This window comes from Pseudoduganella chitinolytica, from assembly GCF_029028125.1.
Taxonomy (GTDB): Bacteria; Pseudomonadota; Gammaproteobacteria; order Burkholderiales; family Burkholderiaceae_D; genus Rugamonas; species Rugamonas chitinolytica.
In genome coordinates this window covers 5,391,170-5,412,159 of the sequence record NZ_CP119083.1, presented here as the reverse complement: position 1 = coordinate 5,412,159, position 20,990 = coordinate 5,391,170, and the positions used below count along the sequence as shown (strand labels likewise).

Below are 20,990 nucleotides of genomic sequence, written 5' to 3'. Positions count from 1 at the left end.
CTCAGCCGATCTTGCGGGCGGTATTGATCACGTTGATGCCGTTGAAGCGGGTCGTCGCCGCACCGTGCGACACGATGCTGACCTGGCTCGGCTGGCCTTTGCCGTCGAAGAACGAGCCGCCCATGCGCCAGTCGCGTTCGTCGCACAACGCCGTGCACGCGTTCCAGAACTCCTGCGTGTTGGCCTGGTAGGCCACGTCTTCCAGCGGCTGGGTGATCTTGCCGTCACGGATTTCGTAGTACAGCTGGCCGCCGAACTGGAAGTTGTAGCGCTGCTGGTCGATCGAGAACGAACCGTCGCCAACAATATAGATGCCCTTCTTGACGTCCTTGATCATCTCGTCCGGCGTCAGGCGCTTCTTGCCGGCGGCCAGCGAGACGTTCGGCATGCGCTGGAATTGCACGCTGCTCCAGCTGTCCGCATACGAGCAGCCGTGCGATTCCTTCTCGCCGATGATGTGGGCCTGGTCGCGCGTGGCCTGGTAGTTCACCAGCATGCCGTCCTTGATGATGTCCCAGCGCTTGCACTTGACGCCTTCGTCGTCGTAGCCGACCGCGCCCAGCGAACCCGGGGTGGTCTTGTCGGCCACGATGTTGACGATGTCGGCCCCGTACTTGAAGTTCTTCGACTGCCACTTGTCCAGCGTGGCGAAGCTGGTACCGGCGAAGTTGGCCTCGTAGCCCAGCACGCGGTCCAGTTCCGTCGGGTGGCCGACCGATTCGTGGATCGTCAGCCACAGGTGTTCGGGCGACAGCACCAGGTCGTATTTGCCCGGCTGGACCGACTTGGCCGTCAGCTTCGCCTTGGCCTGCCTGCCGGCCGCGCGCGCATCTTCGACCAGGTCGTACGAGTTGCGGTACAGCGTCGTGACGCCGCCGGCGGCCTGGAACTTGTCCTCCTTGCGGCCGTCGAGGTATTCGTAGCCCATGCCGACGGGCGTGGACAGGCCGGAACGGGAGCGGAACTTGCCGCTCTTCTTGTCCACGGCGGTCGCAAAGAACGGCACCCACAGGCGGTGCAGGTCCTGGTCGATGTACGAACCGTCGGTGGACGCAAAATACTTCTGCTGGTTGACCTGGAACAGCAGCGACTGCATGAACGACGCGCCGCCTTCCATGCCGGCCTTGTTCCCGGCGATCAGCAGCTCGGCCTTTTCCTTGATCGGCACCAGGCGCCAGTCCTTCTTGAACGGCGTGGCCCAGGCCACCTCGCCGACCCCCGGTGTCGGTGCAAGCTGCACCGGTTCGGTCTGCAGCTTGGCGTTGGCGCGGGCAATCGCGACGGCCTGGCGCGCGGCGCCGGCCACGCCGTCCGGCGTCATGTCGTTGGTGGCGGCAAAGCCGTAGGCGCCATTGGCGATGACGCGCACGCCGACGCCGGCCGATTCCGTGTTCGTGACATTCTCGATATTGAGGTCGCGCGTCGTGATGAACTGGTTCAGGTAGCGGCCCACGCGCACGTCGCAGTAGCTGGCGCCGGCTTGCGTGGCGGCTTGCAGGGCCGTGTCGGCCAGCATTTTCTTGAACTTCGTTTCGACCGGCTTGACCAGTTCCTCGGCCGCGATGGCATGGCCGAAGGGCGGCAGCAGCAGCGTGCCGAGGGCGGCGCCGCCCAGATTGAGAAATGCACGTCGTTCCATAAAGTCTCCAGGTAAGTAAGACAGGGCGCATGATTTGACCGGCAACCTTACCAGCAAACCAACGTGTCGAGCATGCAAAGTTCATGCCATTTTGAAAGTGTTGCGTACTTGACGACATCGCCCCGGCACGCAGGGTCGCAACGGCCGCGCGGCGTGTACACGACCTGTCCACGACTGTCCGCGGTCGTCCGGCGCGGACACTTGACCGGGCCGCCATCTTGACTGATGATCAACTGGGGCGGCCATGGCGCCGCCCGTTCATTCCCATCACAGGAGACCACGCATGAAACGATTCCTCGCCGCCGCCTTGCTGGCGGCCGCCGGCAGCGCCCCCGCCTATGCCGCGGACGACGCCGCCCTGAAGGCAGCGATTGCCAGCAGCTCCCGCACCCCGGACAACGTCCAGCGCGATACCTATCGCCATCCCTACGAGACGCTGACCTTCTTCGGCATCCGGCCGGACATGACGGTGGTCGAACTGGCGCCGGGCGGCGGCTGGTACACGGAGATCCTGGCCCCCTACCTGCGCGACAAGGGCAAACTGATCGCGGCCGGCGCGACGCCGGGTTCGAAGACCCCGAACACGGCCAAGGCGGGCGAACGCTTCAAGCAGCGCCTGGACGCCAACCCGACCGCCTACGGCAAGGTGCAGCTGGGTGCATTCGAACCGGGTGCGGGCGTCTTCAATTACGCGGCGCCTGGCAGCGTGGACATGGTGCTGACGTTCCGTAACCTGCACAACTGGATGGGCGCGGGCGACGAGAAGCTGAAGGCGCTGCTGGCCAGCGTGCACACGGCGCTGAAGCCGGGCGGCGTGTTCGGCGTCGTCGAGCACCGCCTGCCCGCCGCGCAGAAGCAGGACGCGACCGCGTCGAGCGGCTACATGCACGAGGCCTATGTGATCAAGATGGTGGAAGGTGCCGGCTTCAAGCTGGCCGAGAAGTCCGAGATCAACGCCAATCCGAAAGACACGGCCGACCACAAGGGCGGCGTGTGGGCCCTGCCGCCGACGTACGGCAACAAGGACGAGGACCGCGCGAAGTACGCGGCGATCGGCGAGAGCGACCGGATGACGCTCAAGTTCGTCAAGAAATAAACAGTAGGCTCGCCAAAACAAAAAAGCCGCCGGAACACACGTTCCGGCGGCTTTTCTTGTTCGGGGACCCGCTCGCCTCAGCGGCGCTGGATCCGGCTCATCAGGGTGCAAAAGGCCACGAAACCGGCGACCATGGAGCCGCACACGACGACAATCGACACAACCAGCTCGTTCATGCGGAGACAACCTTCATCTTATGACAAGAGCATGATTATGCTGCATTTGCACATGAAAGAGACTCACTGAAACGCACTGTTACATCTGTTTTTGCGAATTTTCGCCCGAAGCTGGCAGGTTTGACAGGGTAGGCCCTGTGGAGAAACGCGTGGTGTCAGGCAGCTGATTGCAGGTCTTCACCTGCAATCAGCTGCCTGACACCGGTTTTCCTTGCTTACGGTGCCGCCTTGGCCTTCACCGGCGTGAACGACAGGTCGTGGAAGTCGTAGCTGAAGTCCGTTTCGGTCGATACCGCGGCCATCTTCATGCGTTCGATCGAGCCATCCGGATTCAGCGCAAACGTCACGTAGGCATCGGCGTTGAAGTTGCGCTCCTTCCAGCGCACGATGAACGTGTCGTGCTGGAAGTGCTCCAACTCGCCCGTCAGGTCCGGCGTGCGGGTGAACGAGAGGATCTGCTTCCTGCCCTCGTGGCGGATGACGGCGCTCCCGTACCAGGGATCGCTGTACTCGCCATCGTAGGCAGTGCGCGGCAGCGACGGTTTCGATCCCGCCGCGCGCGCCGCCGTGGCCTTGGCCTGCCGCGCCAGTTCGTCGCGGTGGTTCTGCTGCTGCTGCGCCGCGTAGAGGCCGACCCAGTCGGTCGGCGCGACGCCCAGGTAATGGTCGAGGATGCGCCAGCCCAGCGCGGCCATCGAGGCGCCGTTCTCGGCGTTGGTGAAGATGGCGACGCCCAGCTTCTCGTCCGGCAGCATCATCACGCGCGAATAAAAGCCCTGCAGTGCGCCGCCATGCATGACGAGCTTGCGGCCGCGGTAGTCCCGCACGTAAAAGCCCAGGCCATACGAATTGAAGTTGGCGCGCGTGGCCGCCAGCGCCGGCTTCGGCTCCACGATCTTGACGGGCGTTTGCGACGTCCACAGTTCGCGCGCTTGGGCGGCGCTGAACAGGCGGGTGTCCCCGGCAGTACCGCTTGCCAGCAGCGCGTTCATCCACTTGGCGAAGTCCTCGGCGTTGGTATTGATGCCGACGGCGCCGATCGCGTTCTCGACCGGCATCGGCTTGACGACGGCGATCCGTTCGCCGATGCGGCTGTGCGGCGACGCATGGTCGGGCGACTGCCACATCGCGGCCACGCTGGTCGTCGTGCCCGTCATGCCCAGCGGGCCCAGGATCTGCGCCTGTACCGCTTCGCCCCAGCTCTTGCCCGTCTTCTGCGCCACGATGCGGCCCGCCACGATATACAGCAGGTTGTCGTAGGCGTAGTTGGCGCGGAAGCTGGTGGCCGGTTTCACGTAGCGCAGCCGGTGGATGATCTCGTCCGTACTGAACTTCGTCGTCGGCCACCACAGCAGGTCGCCCGCGCCCAGGCCGAGGCCACTGCGGTGCACCAGCAGGTCGCGCACAGTCATCTCGCGCGTCACGTACGGGTCGTACATCTGGAACTCCGGCACGTGCTTGGTGACCGGATCGTCCCACGCCAGCTTGCCCTGGTCGACCAGTTGGGCCAGTGCCGCCGCCGTGAAGGCCTTGGAATTCGAGGCGATCTCGAACAGCGTCTTGCCCGTTACCGGTGCCGGGTCGCCCAGCTTGCGCATGCCGAAGCCCCTGGCGGCGACGACCTGGCCGTCCTTGACGATGGCAATCGCCATGCCGGGCACGTCGAATGCCTTCAACGCGGCGTTGACGTCCCGTTCCAGGTCGAATGCCGCCGCGGTGGGGGCATTGGTGACAATGGCGCCGGCCGCGTCGGCCGCCAGCACGGGAATGTGCGACGCCGCCGCGCCGCAAGCGGCCAGCAGCAGCGCCGCGATGAATGGTTTTTTCAGGTGCATCGGCATGCTCCGTTTCGTTCCGTTTATTTCTTCAAGAGCTTCGCCACCGAAGCCTGGGTTTCGGGGTGGTAGCGCAGCCGCGCCTTGGCGAACACGTCGCGCGCCCACGCGGCCTGGTTCGGGTTTTTCAGCAGCGCGGTATACAGCGGCACGACGAATTTCTGCCGCCCCACGCTCATCAGGAAGGCATTGAGCTGCGGGCGCACGTCGTAGTTCGCGTGCACGGCCGCCAGGTAGAAGCGGTAGGCGATCTCGTTGTTGCGGCTCGTGCGCAGGCCGAAGGTCTGGTCCAGCTCACGCAGCTGGTTGGCATTGGCCTTGTTGTCGATGTCGTTCAGGAAGTGCATCCATTCCATCGCCGTCCAGGTGCGCGCCGTCAGGTCGGCGGTGGCCTGCTCGCCCTTCAGCCAGGCGTCGCGCTGGGTATCGACGGCGGCGAAGCGCTGCGACACGACGCGCTTGGCGCTGGCTGGAATGCCGGCGCCGTACAACCACTCGTCCAGCTCCGCCTGCGTCATGATCTCCGGATGCTTGTCCAGCAGGTTGGCGCGCAGGTAGGCCAGGAACTGCTCGGTCGTGACGGACTGGAACGCGTGCTGGTCGAACCAGCCGCGCAGGAACGGATCGAACACCTCGCGGCCGGCACGCTGCTCCAGCGTGCGCAGGAACCAGGCGCCCTTCGGATAGGCCAGGCCTTCGTCCGTGTACGTGTCCGGGTTGACGTCCGGGTCGCGCGTCAGCAGTGCCTGTTTGGCGACGGGGATCTCCTTCAGCGACGCGATCGCCTCCTCCTGCTCGACCTGCAGGTTCATGTCCGCCACTTCGCTGCCGTACAGGCTTTCGATGACGCGCGTCGTCACGTAGGTGGTAAAGCCTTCGTTGAGCCACCAGTGCTTCCACGACGCGTTCGTGACGAGGTTGCCGGACCACGAGTGCGCCAGTTCATGCGCGATCAGGTCGTTCAGGCTGCGGTCGCCGGCGATCATCGTCGGCGTCAGGAACGTCATGCGCGGGTTTTCCATGCCGCCGATGGGGAACGACGGCGGCGCCACCAGCATGTCGTAACGGCCCCACCGGTAGGCGCCGTACAGCGATTCGGCGGCGGCGATCATCTTCTCCGTATCGGCCAGCTCGAACGCGGCAGCCTCGATGCGGCCCGGTTCCGCGTACACGGCCGAACGGGGCCCCAGGTTGCGCACCTGCAATTCGCCGATTGCGATCGCCAGCAGGTACGACGGAATCGGCTGCGGCATGCGGAATGTCCAGCCGCCCTTGCCCGTGCCCTGTGGATCGTTCTCCGCGCTCATGACGACGCGCATGCCGTTCGGCGCCGCCACGCGGGCCGTGTAGGTGAAGCGCACCGCCGGCGTGTCCTGCACCGGCACCCACGAGCGGGCATCGATCGGCTGCGACTGGCTGAACATGAACGGACGCTTGCCGGACAACGTCTGCGTCGGCGTGAGCCACTGCAAGGCATTGGCCGTGGGCGCGGTGTGGTAGTAGATGCGGACCTTGTTCGGCTGGTTCTGCAACGAGATGCGCAGTGCCTGGCCCTTCTTCGGATCGGCCTTGTCGAGCATGTACGAAGCGGGCGCCCAGCCGCCGTTGGCGGTCTGCACCTGCACGCGCGCGATGCTCAGCTGCCTGGTGTCCAGCACCAGCGTGCGGGCGTTCTTGTCCAGCCAGTTCAAGGTCAGTTCGGCATAGCCGGCCAGCGTCTTGCGGCCGAAATCGGCCTTCAGGTCGAGGTGCAGCGCGGTGGTGCGCACTTCGTTGTAGCGGGCATAGCTCAGGGGATCCTGGGCAAACGCGGAGACGGGGCCGAGCAGCGCCAGCATGATGACGGAGCCTGCGGCGCGCAGTGTGAAGGGTGTTCGCATGAAGTCTCTTTCCTAATGACGTGGGCCGGGCCCGGGTCGCGGGCGGCGCGGTGAGAATAGCATACAAGAGCCATCCGGCAGTGTGGCCCGGACCGCTTATCGCCGAGCCGCCCGCCTGTTCCGCGATGGGTTCTGCTATGATGTGCGCGTTCTTGGGGAGTAGCCTCCTTCCGCCCTGGTGCGCGAAGAACCTGCGTCAACATGATCGGCCGTCTTGCGGCCGTGGTGCAGGTGGCCGAAAGGCTTGGCGAGACCAATGATCCACGGGCGGCCGCTAACGGGCCGGGGCTGCCCATGGGTCCTTGGTAAACGTCCGGCCCTTGCCATTCATTCGCCACCCTCATGGAAGCCTTCCTCGTCTCCACCGGTATCGTCGCCCTTGCTGAAATCGGCGACAAGACCCAGCTCCTCGCCTTTGTCCTTGCCACGCAGTTCCGTCGCCCGCTGCCCATCGTCTTCGGCATCTTCGTCGCCACGCTCGTCAACCATTTCTTCGCGGCCGCCGTGGGCAGCTGGATCACCGGCGTCATGGGCCCCGAAGTGCTGCGCTGGGTACTGGGCCTGGGCTTCCTCGCCATGGCCGCCTGGATCATGGTGCCCGACGAGATCGACGAGAACGAACCGCACACGAGCCGCTACGGCGTGTTCGCCGCCACCGTCATCGCCTTCTTCCTGGCCGAGATGGGCGACAAGACGCAGATCGCCACCGTGGCCCTGGCCGCCCGCTTCGAGCAGATCGTGCCTGTCGTCGTCGGTACCACGCTGGGCATGATGCTGGCGAACGTGCCGGCGGTCTATATCGGCAAGCGGGCCGCCACCGCCGTCAACCTGAAGCTGGTGCATGGGATTGCCGCGGTCATCTTTGTCGCGCTGGGCGTGGCGACGTTGCTGGGGGTCGGGCAGGCTGTGGGGTTGTAAGGTTGGGGTCTGACCCTCCGGGTCTGACCCCGAAGTCTGCGTGCGTTACGGTACCTTGAGTAAACTTCGGGGTCAGTCCCGCAGGGACAGACCCCGGTGCTTCATGGGGTGCCGACGCGCACTTCCACCGCATGCTCCCTGCCGTCGTCGACAAGCGCGATCACGCCGTCGGCAATGAAGTCGCCATCAACCACCACCGCCGCGGCGCCGCGCGTGACGCGCACCAGGTAGCGGCTGCTGCCGTAGCGGTAGCTCATGGTGAAGCCGTTCCAGCCGGCCGGCAGGCGCGGGGCGACGGCGAGGCGGTCGCCCATGCGCCGTACACCCAGCAGCGATTCCAGGATCAGCCGGTACATCCAGCCGGACGAGCCCGTGTACCAGCTCCAGCCGCCCCGCCCCACGTGCGGTTCGACCGCGTAGATGTCGGCCGTGACGACATACGGCTCCACCTTGTAGGTCGCGACGTTGTCGCTGTCGCTGGCATGCTGCACCGGATTGATCAGCCGCATCAGCTCCCACGCCTTGTCCGTATCGCCCAGCTGGGCGAACGCCATCACCGTCCAGATGGCGGCATGGGTGTACTGGCCGCCGTTCTCGCGCACGCCCGGCACGTAGCCGCGGATGTAGCCGGGGTTCAGGTCGGACTTGTCGAACGGTGGGTCGAGCAGCTGGATCAGGCCGAAATCGCGCCGCACCAGGCGCCGATCGACCTGCGCCATTGCCTGGCGCGAGCGCTCCGGATCGGCGGCGCCGGACAGGACGCCCCAGCTCTGCGAGATCGAATCGATCTGGCACTCGGGGTTCTCTTGCGATCCCAGCGGCGTGCCGTCGTCGAACCAGGCGCGCCGGTACCAATCGCCATCCCACGCATGCTGTTCGACGTTGGCGGCCAGCTTGTCGGCTTCGCTGCGGCATTCGGCCGCGAACGCCGCGTCGCCGCGTCCTTCGGCCAACGGCGCGAAGCGGCGCAGCACCTCGATCAGGAACCATGCCAGCCATACGCTCTCGCCCTTGCCTTCGGCGCCTACTTTATCCATGCCGTCGTTCCAGTCGCAGGAACCGATCAGCGGCAGGCCGTGCTCGCCGAAGCGCAGTCCATGGCGGATGGCACGCACGCAGTGCTCGTACAGGTCGCCCGCCTGCGCCGAGCGCGCCGGCAAGTCGTAGTACGAATCCTCCTCCGGCTTGACGGGGCGCCCTTCCAGGTAGTGCGCCGGCTCGTCCAGCACGGCCGCATCGCCCGTCACCTCCACGTAGCGGCTGGCCGCGAGGGCCAGCCACAGGTAATCGTCCGAACAATGCGTGCGCACGCCGCGATCGGCCGGCGGGTGCCACCAGTGCTGCACGTCGCCCTCCACGAACTGGTGCGTGGCGCACAGCAGCAGGTGCTCGCGCAGCAGGTGCGGCTCGGTGTGCACCAGCGCCATCGCGTCCTGCAGCTGGTCGCGGAACCCGAACGCGCCGCCGGACTGGTAGTAACCGCTGCGGGCCCACAGGCGGCAGGCGATGGTCTGGTACATCAGCCAGCCGTTGGCGATGACGTCGAGCGCCGGATCGGGCGTCGCGACCTGCACCGCCGACAAGGTGGTGCCCCAATGCGCCCGCACAGCCGCCAGCGCTTCCTGCGCGGCCGCGGCGCCGCCGTGCTTCTGCACCATCGTCGTCGCATCGGCGTTGCGCCGGCCGCCCAGGCCCAGCACGAAGACGATCTCGCGTTCCTGGCCGGGCTGCAGGTCGAACGGCACCTGGATCGCCGCGCAGCTGTCCAGCCCCGTGCCGACCTTGCCGGACAGGCGCTGGCGCCCCAGCGCCGCCGGGCTGTCCAGGGTGCCATTGCGGCCGATGAACTCGGTGCGGTCACCCGTCACGGTGCGCGTGGTCGTATCGGCATTGAAGAACGCCACCCGGCCGGAGAACTCCGTGTTGTAGGCATTGCGGGCCAGCAGCGCGCCGCTGACGGGATCGACCTCGGTGACGATGTGCATGCCCGACTTCGAGCGCATCTCGCCCAGCACCCATTCGACGTAGCCCGTCGCGCTCAAGCGGCGCGGCACCGGCGAGTCATTGCGCACCTTGAGGACCGTGTAGCGCAGCGGCGCATCCTGGGCGACGTAGGTCGTCAGGGTGGACGCGATGCCCGCCTCGGTGTGCTCGAACGTGCTGTAGCCGAAGCCGTGGCGCGTGACGTAGTCGCCGGCACCCCGCGCCGGCAGCGGCGTGGGCGACCAGAAGTGGCCGCTGGCCTCGTCGCGCAGGTAGAACGCTTCGCCGCTGGCATCGGTGATCGGGTCGTTGTGCCATGGCGTCAGGCGGAATTCATGCGCGTTCTCGTGCCACGTGTAGGCCTGGCCGCTTTCGGAAATGACGCTGCCGAACTGCGGGTTGGCCAGCACGTTCGACCAGGGTGCCGGCGTGCGCCGGCCCGGTCCAGTGACGATCACGTACTCGCGCCCGTCCGGCGTGAAGCCGCCGATGCCGTTGGCGAGGATCAGGTCGTGCGGCACGTGCGTGACGGGGCCGGCGTCGTCATACTCGCCGCGGTTGTCCGCCAGCAGCGGCGGCATGCGCAGCGGCGGCGGGCCGGCCCGCTTGACCTGCTCGGCCAGCGAGCCGCGGCCGTCGCCGACGATGACGCGCGCCACCGTCTGCAGCAGGATGCGGTCCTCCGGCGAGATCTGCTCGAGCGGGCGCACGAAGATGCCGCCGGGGCGGTCGATCGACTGCGCCTCGATGCCCGATGCGATCAGGCCCATGATCTGGTCGTGCAGCGCCTGGCGGTAGCCGGACGTGTCCTCGTACCAGATCACCAGGTCCACCACCAGCCCTTTCAGGCGCCAGTAGGCATGCGCCTGGACCATCTGGCGCGCCAGCTCGATATTGTCCGCATCCTTCACCTGCAGCAGCACGATCGGCAGGTCGCCCGAGATCGCATATGGCCAGAGGCCGGACTGGCCGCGCTGGTTGCGGATCAATACCGCCGGCTCGGCCCGCAGCGTCGCATTCGGATAGATCACGTGGTTGGCCAGGCGACTGTACAGCTGGCCGTCCGCCTCGCTGGCGTTCAACTGGCGCAGCACCACCTGGCTGTGCGTCCAGGCCAGCTCGAACACGCGGTCGGCCATGTGGCGGTCCTGGTACTTGTCGATCAGCGACTGGGCCGCCTCGCGCGTATCGGCCATGCCGGTCGCGATGTCCACGGTCGCGACCTGGTCGGGCTGCAGCACGATGCGGTAGCGGATCGCCACGACGGGGTCCAGCACCGACCCGTGCCCGCCGGCCAGCGCGCCCGGCTCGAGCAACGCACGCGGCGCCTGCACCGAGTTGCCGCGGCCGATGAAGTGGGCCCGGTCCGTTTCGTACGACACCTCGACCACCTTGGCGTCGTGCACCGTCATCACGTGCAGCAGGAACGGCGTGTGCTCGCCCTTGCTGCGCGGGCGGCGGGTGCACAGGATCGCGCTTTCGTCCGGCACGATCTCGGTCTGCACGAACAGCTTGGAGAACGCCGGGTGCGCGGCATCGGCCGCCGCCGGCGCGATCGTCACCTCGGCAAAGCTGGTCAGCTCGATGGTGCGCTGGCGGTCCGACTTATTGGTCACGCGGATGCGGCGCATCTCGATATCGTCTTCCGGCGACACGACGATCTCCGTGTACAGGTCGATGCCATGGTCGCTGCGCCGGACCTCGGCCCGCCCTTCGGAGTAGATCACCTCGTAGCGCTCCGGTTCGGCCAGCGTGGGCTGGTACGTATTGGACCAGAAGCGGCCGCTGTCGACGTCGCGCACGTAGCAGAAGTTGCCCCAGTTGTCGCGCGTGCTGTCCTCGCGCCAGCGCGTCACCATCAGGTCCTTCCAGCGGCTCGAGCTGCCGCCGGCTGCCGTCACCATCACGTGATAGCGGCCATTCGACAGCAGCTGGGTCTCCGGCACCGCCGTATCGGGCCTGGTCAGGATCCGCATCGGGCTGGCCTGTTCCTGCGCGGCCGCCTCGCGCAGGGCCGGCGCCTGCCCGCCGCTGCTGGCGTAGAACGCGCCCACGCGGGGGCTGCGTTCCTGCAGCATCAGCAGGGCCGACTGCAGCATCGGGTCGGACTCGAAGCGGCGCTGCATCGGCCGGTCGTGCAGCAGGTACGACAACGACAAGAGGCCCATGCCCTGGTGGTGCACCATGAACGACTTGACGATGACGAACGCCTGGCCGCGCGGCAGGCGCGCCGGCGTGTAGTCGACCGCCTCGTAGAAGCCGTAGCGGCCCATGAAGCCCAGTTCCGCCATGCGTGCCAGGTTGGCGCAAGCCGCTTCGGGATCCACCATCAGGCCCATCATCGTCGCGTACGGCGCGATCACGAGATCGTCGGCCAGGCCGCGCTTCATGCCCGTGCCGGGCACGCCGAAGGCGCGGTACTGGTAGTTCATCGCCGCGTCCACCGTCGTGTAGCCCGATTCGGAAATCCCCCACGGCACGTTGCGCTGGCGGCCGTACTCGATCTGCGCCGCGACCACCGAACGGTAGGTCTGGTCCAGCAGCGTATGCGGATAGGTCGGCATCACCAGCAGCGGCATCAGGTACTCGAACATCGAACCGCTCCACGACAGCAGCACGGGCTGGCCGTGCACGATGGCAAGCTGCCGGCCCAGCGCGAACCAGTGCTCCTGCGGCAGCTGGCCCTGGGCGATGGCGACGAAGCTGGCCAGGCGCGCCTCGGAAGCCAGCAAATCGTAGTAGCTCGCATCGAGCCGCCGCTCGCTGACGTTGTAGCCGATCGCCAGCAGCTTGGTGGTGCGGTTGAACAGGAAGCCGTAGTCCAGCTGGGCGAACTCGCGCGCCTGCGCCGCCAGTGCCTGCAAGGTCGCCAGCCGCTCGCGGGCCGCCGCCGCCCCCTGCTCGACCAGCACGGACAGGTGCTGGCGCCGCTCGCGCTCCCCCGGCGCCAGGTCCGACAGCGCGGCACCGGCCAGCGGGTAGCCCGCCAGTTCGCGCAGCGTGGGAATACGCAGCAGGCTGGCGTCGAACACGTTGCCCGCCTCGGCGCCCGTCCACGGCGCCAGCAGGTTGACTTCGTCCAGCGCCGCATGGCATTGGGCGGCCAGCGCGGCGGCCCACTGGCGCACCTCGTCGGCGCCCGTCGCCAGGAACGCATCCGCAGCCGCCGTGGCTTCCATCAGCCAGGCCCGCAGTTGCACCAGGTTGGCCGGGGAGCGCGGCTGCGCCGGCGCCAGCGTCTCGCGCAACGCCGCCAGTTGCTCGGGCGCGATGCCGGCGGCGGTGGCCTCGTCGGCCAGGATGCGGTACGTCGTCGCCAGGCCGTCCACCAGTTGCGGTCCCAGGATGGGCTGGTCCGCCAGGCCCAGCAGGCCGGCCTGCAACGTCAGCAGGTGGCCGGCCAGGTTGCCGCTGTCGACGGTGGAGACGTACATCGGCAGCAGCGGCTTGGTGGACTGTGTGTCGTACCAGTTGTAGAAGTGGCCCTGGTAGCGCTCCATCGTGCCCATCGTGCGCAGCGTGCCTGCGGTACGGCCGATCAGCTGCTGCACCGTGACGTAGCCGAAATCGTAGGCCGTCAGGTTGGCCAGCAGCGCCATGCCGATATTGGTGGGCGACGTGCGGTGCGCGATGACGGTGCCGGGGTGCTCCTGCACGTTATCGGGCGGCAGCCAATGGTCGTCCGGTCCCACGAACGTGTCGAACCAGGCCCACGTCTTGCGCGCCAGGGTGTGCAGGAACTGGCGCTGCTCGGGCGCCAGCTGCGCCTGCAGCGGCTCGATCGGCCGGCTGATCCACCAGGCGACCAGCGGCGCGACAAACCATGCGACGAGGAAGATCGCCGCGGCCTCGAAAGCCTGGATGCGCGTGACGGCCAGGGCGGCGCCGGCGGCCAGCGCCAGCGCGGGCGAGATCCACATCGTGCGCCACGACGCGGCCAGGCCACCGTTGGAGCGGGCCAGCGCCGAAGCGCGCCACTCCAGCAGATTGCGGCGCGACACCAGCATGCGCCACAGCGTGCGGGCGATGGCATCGAGGCTGAACCAGGCTTCGTATGGCAGGAATACCAGCATCAGGATGCCGTGGGCGAAATGCAGGCCGCTGCGGCGCAGGGAGTTCGGCACGTGCTGGCGCCACAGCGTGTCGGGCGCCTTGTGCGCCAGGTCGTACAGCGCCGCGGCCAGCGCCGGCACGAAGATAATGGCCAGCACGGCCCCGGTCCAGAACCACGGGTGCGGCAAGGCGGCGAAGGCCAGCAGCAGCGCCAGGGTCAGCACGGGTGCGACCAGGCTGCGGCGCAGGTTGTCGAACAGCTTCCAGCGCGACAGCGCCGACAGCGGATTGCGTTCGCGCGTGCCGGCGCCCGTGCGCACGCGCCCGGCCAGCCAGCCGGCCAGTTGCCAGTCGCCGCGGATCCAGCGCTGGCGCCGCGTCACGTCGTCGCGGTAGCGCTGCGGATACTGCTCGTACAGCTGCGCGTCCGACAGCAGGCCGGCACGCAGGTAGCAGCCTTCCAGCAGGTCGTGGCTGAGGATGCGGTTTTCCGGGAAGCGCTCGCCCAGCACCTGCTCGAACACGTCCACGTCGTAGATGCCCTTGCCGATGAAGGAGCCTTCCGCGAACACGTCCTGGTAGACGTCGGACACGGTGCGGGTGTACGGGTCGATGCCTGGCTCGCCGCCGCACAGCTTCTCGTACAGCGACGCATTGGCGCTGGGCAGGCTGACCGACACGCGCGGCTGCAGGATGCCGTAGCCCTCGACGACGCGGTTGCGCCGCGCATCGATGCGGGGCTGGTTCAGCGGATGGCGCATCGTGGCGACGAACTGGCGGGCCGAGTCGCGCGCCAGCTGGGTATCCGAATCGAGCGTGATGACGTATTTGATCGTGTGCAGCTGCGCCGTCTCGCCGACGACGAGCATGAAGCGCTCGCGCGCGCCGCCGCGCAGGAAGCGGTTCAGCTCCCCCAGCTTGCCGCGCTTGCGCTCGTAGCCGATCCAGCCGCCCTCGCCCGCGTTGTAGGTGCGGGGGCGGTGCAGCAGCAGGAACGGCCCGCCGTCGCCCTCGTCGTAGCGGTGATTCAGCTCCTCAATGCGCTGGCGGGCCCGCGCCAGCAGCGCCGCATCGGTGGGCAGCGTCTCGCTGGCGGCGTCGTTGAAGTCGGACAGCAGGCAGAAACGCAGGTTCGGATCGCGGTTGGCCAGGAAGCGCACTTCCAGCTGCTCGCACAGTTCGTCGATGTTGGCGGCGCTGTACAGGAGCGAGGGCACCACGACCAGCGCACGCGCGTCGGACGGGATGCCTTCCTTGAAATCGAGCCGGGGCAGCGGGTTCGGCCGCACCATCAACGTGGCCACCCAGTTCACCAGCGCCAACGCCAGCTGGCTGCTGCCCATCAGGCCCAGCACCGCCAGCACCACCAGCGCCCAGCCCTGCACGCCATCGCGCACGGCCCGTTCCAGCATCAGCGCCGTCAGCACGACGGACAGCACGGCGGTGCCGCCCAGGTACGACGTCAACGGCGCGGCCCGCAACGTCTGGCGCAGCGCCTGGGCGGGCGTGCGGCGCATGCCGGCCTGCCGCTCCAGCAGCACGACGCCCTTGCCGATCAGGTAGAAGCCCACGTGGCCATGGCGTGCATCGTCGCTGCCCGCATGGGCGCGCGCCAGGTCCACCGCCTGCCGGGCCACGTCGGCCTCGGACAGCTTGCTGCGCCGGGCGATCTTCTCGATCACGTGGCGGTACTGGTCGCGCGTGGCGAAGTCCATCGTGCCGTACACGCTGGCGGGATCGGTGCGCAGGATGTGTTCGACCTTGCTCATCGTCTCGACGAACTCCTGCCAGTCCATCGTGCCGAGGAAGCGCAGGCTGCCGATGCTGTTGGCGATCGAGACCTGTTCGGCGGCCTGCTGGCCGATCTCGGCCTGGATCTGCTGCTCGATGGTCTGGCCGGCGTCCGCCAGGCGGTACGTCACCCACGTCAGCGCCAGCGTCAGCGCGGGGCTCTGCCCCTGCAGGCGGCGCGACAGTTCGGCCACGAAGGCGCTGGTGACGGGCGGGTTGGAGCGGGCCATGTCGGCCACGACGAGGATCAGGCCACTGGGGTTCTTGTCGGCCACGTCGACCATCTGGTCGGCCCAGCTGTTGGCGAGGTCGCGCTGGAAGCGGTTGTCCGCGACGCGGGCGGCCGCGCGGCGCAGGTTCTCCAGCAGCGCCAGGCGCAGCATGATGGGAATGGCCCACAGCTCGCCCAGGGTCAACGGCGCCACTTCCTGGTAGGCCTCGACGAAGCGGCACAGGCTCTCCGGATCGACGCGGCCGTCGCCGTGGGCGATCACCTCCAGCGCCAGCCGGTACACCCGCGGGGTGTCGCTATCCGAGGCCAGCCGCGGCAGTTCCTTGCTGTAGTCCTTCGGCAGGTGGCGCCGCGCGATGCGCACCTGCTCTTCGATCAGGTAGTAATTATCGAGCAGCCATTCCGAGGCGGGCGTCACCTGGCGGCCCTCGCGCACGGCCGTCGTCAGTCCCTCGATCGTCGTGCGCAGGACGGTTGCGTTGGCTGTCAGCCGGGCCAGCAGGCGGTCGGGACCGCCCTTGCCGCTCAGCCGGTGCGACGTCGCCAGCGCACGGCCGTGGTTGGCCATCTGCTGCGCACTGAACAGCTCGGCGCGCAGCGGCAGGTCATCTTCGGCGGGAGTGTCGGGGAGCGTCTCGTTCAACTTGGCCTCGCTTACGCAACTGACAGTATGTGACAGTCGATGTTAGGCGGGCGCAGGGGACGCCACTGTACGCCAGCGTACATATAGCCGGAAAGAAATATAAAAGATGCAACCCGGCCGTTACCTGGTGGGCAGCCAGCCCGGCTTGGTATCCACGTACAGTTCGCGTTCGACGGGGCCATCGTATGCCGGCTCCAGCGTGCCCAGGGTGACCGCGATGCGGTCCGGCGATTAGGTGCTGCGCCAGTACAGCGTCGAGCCGCACACGCGGCAGAAGCCGCGCCGGCCGTCGTCCGACGACGCGTATTCCGTCACCAGTTCCCCGCCGCGCTCGATGACGAAACCGGCGCTATCGACATTGGCATAGGTGCCGGCCGCCGCGCCATGCTGCTTCTGGCACATGGTGCAGTAGCAGTGGCTGCTGTAGTGGACGGGCCCGGCGGCCCGGTAGACGATGCCGCCGCACAGGCAGCTGCCGTGGAGTTGCTGGTCGCTCATGTCGCCTCCTGTCCTGACGAATGACGACAATAACAAAAAACCCGGGACGGACCCGGGTTTCCAGGCAATGTTGCAAAAAAAATTGGAGGCTGTCCCCGATTTTGCAGCACAAAAAAAGGCGGCCCTGGGGCCGCCTGAAAGGCAAAACTACTACGAGGATCGTCAGGCGGCCAGGGCGACGCCGCCGGCCAGGTGGTAGGCGCGGCGGTAGCCATGGCGGCGCAGGCATTCGGCGGCGCGGGCGCTGCGGTTGCCGCTGCGGCAGACAAAGACCAGCGGCGCGCCGTCGCCCCGGCCCAACCAGGCGGGCAGGTGCGCGGCGAACCGGCTCAGGGGAACGCTGACGGCATGCAGGCCCGCGACACCGCCCGCCGCGTGCTCGTACGCCTCGCGCACGTCCACCAGCAGCGCATCCGGATGGGCGCGCAGCAGCGCGTCGAGCGCCGGCCCATCCAGATGCATGTCCGCAGTCGCGGATGCGTCCTGGCCAGCCAGCGCCACGCGCAGGCTGGTACAACACGCACTTTGCTCATCACGGCCGGGGCACAGCAGCGTGTCCGGCGGCAGCAGGGATGCCAGGGAGGCCGGGTCGGCACAACCGGAAAACGCGTGCGACGGGGTGCCGTCGGCGTGGCCCAGCACATAGCACACGCTGTCCGGCCCCAGCGCGAGCCGGCGCAGCGGGCGGGCGCCCAGCATCAGCACGTCGCCCTCGACCGGCCACGTGGCGCCGTCGCGGGTGGACAGCCGCGCCGCCAGCCGGTAACCGTGGCTGCCCAGCAGCGTCTCGACGCGCGCCGCCAGCGCCGCCTGGGGGTCGATCAGCACGCAGACACGGCTGGCGGCGTCGCACAGGAGCCACGTATGCGTGCCGGCGACCGACAGTTGCAGTGGACCGTCCAGCGCCACCGTGCCCGTCGTGCCGTCGGCGACGACGCCAGCACGGCGCAGCGCGTCACCACAGCGGACGAGGCGCTCGCAGGCCGCGGCAATCGTCGCGGCATCGGTGGCCGGACCGAACGACAGTCGCACGGCGCTGCTGCTGCGCCATGCGGACAGGCCCATCGCTTCCAGCACGTAGCTGGGCGCGGCCTTGGCGGCGGAACAGGCACTGCCGGCGGAAACACGGATGCCGGCGGCGTCGAACACGTCCAGCAGCTCCTTGCTGGACAGGCCCGGCACGGAGAAATTGATCGTGGTGGGCAGCGCCTTGTCGAACGGCGTATTGAAGACGATGCCCGGCAGCGCCTCGCGCAGGCTGGCGGCCACCCGGTCACGCAACATCGCCAGCTCGACCGGCGTGCGGAACGTGCCGCCCTCCTCCAAAGCGGCCAGCACGGCACCCAGCGCGGCAATGCCCGCCATGTTTTCCGTGCCGGAGCGCTGCGCGCCTTCCTGGCCGCCGCCCATCATCAAAGGCGTGAACGGGGTACCGGCGCGCACATACAGCATGCCGATGCCCTTGGGCGCGTACAGCTTGTGGCCGGAAAACGGCGCGTAGTCGATGCGGGTGGCCGCCAGCGCCAGCGGCAGCTTGCCCAGCGCCTGCACGCAGTCGACCAGCCACAGCGCCGGGCTGCCGTCGAGCGCGGCGGCAATGCCGTCCAGGTCGGAGATGACGCCCGTTTCATTGTTGGCGGCCATCGTGCAGACGAACGCGGCATCCGGCGCCACGGCGCGCAGCGCGGCCAGGTCATGGCGCCCGTCGGCATCGACAGGCAGGCGGTGCAAGGTCAGGTTCAATCCCAGCAGGCGGTTCCAGTGCGCCAGGCTTTCCGGCACGGCCTTGTGCTCGGTGGCGCCGTAGACGAGCAAGTTGCCCGTCGGGAGGCCGGCGGCGCGCCGTTCGCGAATGGCGCACAGCGCCGACAGCACCGCTGTCTGGATGCCTTCGGTGGCGCCGCTGTTGAACATCAGGCGGCCGTCACCACTGCCCAGCACACGGCGCGCGCGGGCGCGTACCTCGTCCAGCAGGGCCTTGGCCTTCAGGCCGGTCGCGTGGCTGCTGCTGGGATTGCCATAACAAAGCTCCATGGCCCGCACGGCCGCATGCAGCGCCGCTGGCAGCACGGCGGTCGTGGCATTGCCATCGAGATAGATTTCGGTCGTCATGCGGATAGGATAATTGTTATGACCGGAGAATTTGTCCTAAAATGACTCGAATCAAGGCCAACAACAGCACATACATTCCGCTTTTATGACAGCGCCAGCATGAACCATCTCGACAAGTTCGATTACGCCATCCTGGGCGCCCTGCAGGTGGACGGCACGCTGTCCGTGGCCGAGCTGGCCGAGCGGGTCGGATTGACCAGCACGCCATGCTGGAAGCGGCTGAAACGGCTGGAGGAGCAAGGCTACCTGGACAGCCGCGTCGCCATCGTCAACCGCCAGAAGACGGGCCTGCCGGTGACGGTCTTCGTCAGCGTGCGCACCAGCCAGCATGACGAGAAATGGCTGCAACGCTTCGCCGCCGCCGTGATCGCGCTGCCCGAAGTGCTGGAATTCCACCGCATGAGCGGCGACGTCGATTACCTGCTGAAGGTCGTCACGACGGACATCGCCGGCTACGACCGCTTCTACAAGAAACTGATCCGCACCGCCAACCTGACCGGCGTGTCGTCCGCGTTCTCGATGGAGCAGATCAAGTACACGACGGCGTTGCCGCTCGACCTGGTCGCCCACGGAACGAGCCCCAGCTAGCCCTGCAGCGGTGGCTCAGCCGTGGGATAATGGAAAGATGCTTCCCAAATCTTTCTTTACCGCATTCGTCCCGGCGGCAGGGACGGCCAGCGCGGCCGAACGATTGCGCGCCTGTGGCGGCGCGCTGCTGGGCCTGTTGGTTACCGGCGTGGCCGCCCACCTGCTGCTGGGGCGGATGCCGTCTGGCTCGTCGCGCCGATGGGTGCTTCCTCCGTCCTGTTGTTCTGCCTCCCGGCCAGTCCGCTGGCGCAGCCGTGGTCCGTCGTCGGTGGCAACGTCATCTCGGCACTGGTGGGCGCGGCCTGCGTGCGCTGGCTCGGCCATGCGCTGCCCTTGCCTGCCCTGGCGGCGCTGGCGACGGCGCTGGCGATCGGCGCCATGTTCAGCCTGCGCTGCCTGCACCCGCCCGGCGGCGCCGCCGCGCTGACGTCCGTCATCGGCGGCCCGGCGGTCCATGCGGCCGGGTTCGGCTTCGCTTTCGGCCCCGTGCTGACCGATTCGCTGCTGCTGGTGGCCGCCGCGATCGTGTACAACAACCTGACGGGCCGGCGCTACCCGCACAGCCAGGTGCTGGCCCATCCGAATCCCCACGCAACGAAAGATGCAGTCCCGACCGTGCGCCTGGGCTTCCAGCCGCAGGACCTGGATGACGTGCTGAAGCGCTACGGCCAGGTGCTCGACATCAGCCGCGACGACCTCGAAGCGCTGTTCCTGCAAACGGAGTTGCGCGCCTACCAACGCCGCTTTGGCGTGATCAGCTGCGGCGACATCATGTCGAAGGACGTCATCACGGCGGAATTCGGCACCAGCCTTGTTACGGCCTGGCGCGACATGCGCAGCCACCGTATCGCAGCGGTACCCGTGCTCAATCCCGCGCGGCGGGTGATCGGCATGGTCACGCAAGGCGACTTCCTGCAGCACAGCGGTTTGGACGATTACCGCTCGATGCGCGAGCGCTTGCTGGAGTTCCTGCGGCCCAGCGGGAGGTCCCATTCGGAGAAGGCCGAGGTGGTGGGGCAGATCATGACGCCACGCCCCAAGGTGGCACGCATCGACACGCCGATCGTCGACCTGGTGCCGCTGATGGCCGATGCCGGGCTGCACCACGTCCCCGTGGTGGACCATGAGGACCGGTTTGCCGGCATCGTCACGCAATCGGACGTGGTGGCGGCACTGTACGAGCACCGCCTTGCCGAGGCGGCGCCGGCAGCGGCGTCCGCCTGAGCTGGCAACGGCGTCAGGCCGGTTGCGAGAACGCCTCGGCGCGGCGGGGGCGGCGGGACATGCGCAGGGCCGTCAACAGCCCGCCAATGGCCAGCAAGGCCCAGCCCGCTGGCTCGGGAGCCTGGCGCGGTGACACCGGCTGCGCAGCCTTGGCGGCGGGAGCATTCGTTGCGGAAGCGGGGACGGCGGCGGCAGGCAGCGCCAGCGTGGCGGCCAGGACGGCCGCGACGGTCAAAAATTTCATTGTCATTCCTGTTCTTGTTGGGACATCGTGTTGCAAGACTGCGCAACGGCAGCGACGCGGCATGATAGCAATCTTTCC

11 protein-coding genes and 1 riboswitch are annotated in these 20,990 nt (G+C 67.7%); of the genes, 4 read left to right on the top strand and 7 right to left on the bottom strand.

The genetic code is table 11. The features are described from left to right. Window position 1: 1 nt before the first annotated feature. On the bottom strand, window positions 2-1,639 hold the full coding sequence (locus PX653_RS24075) for a TldD/PmbA family protein (RefSeq protein ID WP_277415200.1): 1,638 nt from the start codon (window positions 1,637-1,639) through the stop codon (window positions 2-4). A gap of 283 nt (window positions 1,640-1,922) precedes the next feature. Here PX653_RS24075 and PX653_RS24070 point away from each other — a divergent pair, with 283 nt between their 5' ends. Next, window positions 1,923-2,735, top strand: a complete 813-nt coding sequence (locus PX653_RS24070) for a class I SAM-dependent methyltransferase (protein ID WP_277415199.1) — start codon at window positions 1,923-1,925, stop codon at window positions 2,733-2,735. 391 nt (window positions 2,736-3,126) lie between these two features. Here PX653_RS24070 and PX653_RS24065 read toward each other — a convergent pair whose 3' ends face one another. Both PX653_RS24065 and PX653_RS24060 read right to left on the bottom strand, forming a co-directional pair. Continuing rightward, entirely contained in the window at window positions 3,127-4,746 is a 1,620-nt protein-coding gene (locus PX653_RS24065) for a serine hydrolase (RefSeq protein ID WP_277415198.1), read from the bottom strand. Between the two features lie 23 nt (window positions 4,747-4,769). Continuing rightward, window positions 4,770-6,626, bottom strand: coding sequence for a M1 family metallopeptidase (locus PX653_RS24060; protein ID WP_277415197.1), 1,857 nt, complete (start codon window positions 6,624-6,626; stop codon window positions 4,770-4,772). 135 nt (window positions 6,627-6,761) lie between these two features. After that, window positions 6,762-6,948: riboswitch (yybP-ykoY riboswitch) on the top strand. A gap of 20 nt (window positions 6,949-6,968) precedes the next feature. Here PX653_RS24060 and PX653_RS24055 point away from each other — a divergent pair. Then, window positions 6,969-7,544, top strand: a complete 576-nt coding sequence (locus PX653_RS24055) for a TMEM165/GDT1 family protein (protein ID WP_277415196.1) — start codon at window positions 6,969-6,971, stop codon at window positions 7,542-7,544. Between the two features lie 101 nt (window positions 7,545-7,645). On the opposite strand, the gene PX653_RS24050 is transcribed toward PX653_RS24055, so the two are convergent. The 3 genes from PX653_RS24050 to PX653_RS24040 all read right to left on the bottom strand — a co-directional run bounded on the left by PX653_RS24050 (window position 7,646) and on the right by PX653_RS24040 (window position 18,856). Beyond that, window positions 7,646-16,246, bottom strand: a complete 8,601-nt coding sequence (locus tag PX653_RS24050) for a glycoside hydrolase family 94 protein (RefSeq protein WP_371876382.1) — start codon at window positions 16,244-16,246, stop codon at window positions 7,646-7,648. A 231-nt stretch (window positions 16,247-16,477) separates the two neighbouring features. Beyond that, on the bottom strand, window positions 16,478-16,744 hold the full coding sequence (locus tag PX653_RS24045; protein ID WP_277415195.1) for a GFA family protein: 267 nt from the start codon (window positions 16,742-16,744) through the stop codon (window positions 16,478-16,480). Window positions 16,745-16,906: 162 nt separating this feature from the next. Beyond that, complete coding sequence (locus tag PX653_RS24040) at window positions 16,907-18,856, bottom strand: aminotransferase class V-fold PLP-dependent enzyme (protein WP_277415194.1); 1,950 nt, start codon at window positions 18,854-18,856, stop codon at window positions 16,907-16,909. A 99-nt stretch (window positions 18,857-18,955) separates the two neighbouring features. On the opposite strand from PX653_RS24040, the gene PX653_RS24035 reads away from it, so the two are divergent. Then, the gene (locus tag PX653_RS24035; RefSeq protein ID WP_277415193.1) at window positions 18,956-19,444 is read left to right on the top strand and encodes an Lrp/AsnC family transcriptional regulator; all 489 of its coding nucleotides are present in this window, start codon (window positions 18,956-18,958) and stop codon (window positions 19,442-19,444) included. A 198-nt stretch (window positions 19,445-19,642) separates the two neighbouring features. Then, window positions 19,643-20,668, top strand: a complete 1,026-nt coding sequence (locus PX653_RS24030) for an HPP family protein (RefSeq protein WP_277415192.1) — start codon at window positions 19,643-19,645, stop codon at window positions 20,666-20,668. Between the two features lie 13 nt (window positions 20,669-20,681). On the opposite strand, the gene PX653_RS24025 is transcribed toward PX653_RS24030, so the two are convergent. Then, window positions 20,682-20,912, bottom strand: a complete 231-nt coding sequence (locus PX653_RS24025) for a hypothetical protein (protein WP_277415191.1) — start codon at window positions 20,910-20,912, stop codon at window positions 20,682-20,684. Window positions 20,913-20,990 lie beyond the last annotated feature (78 nt).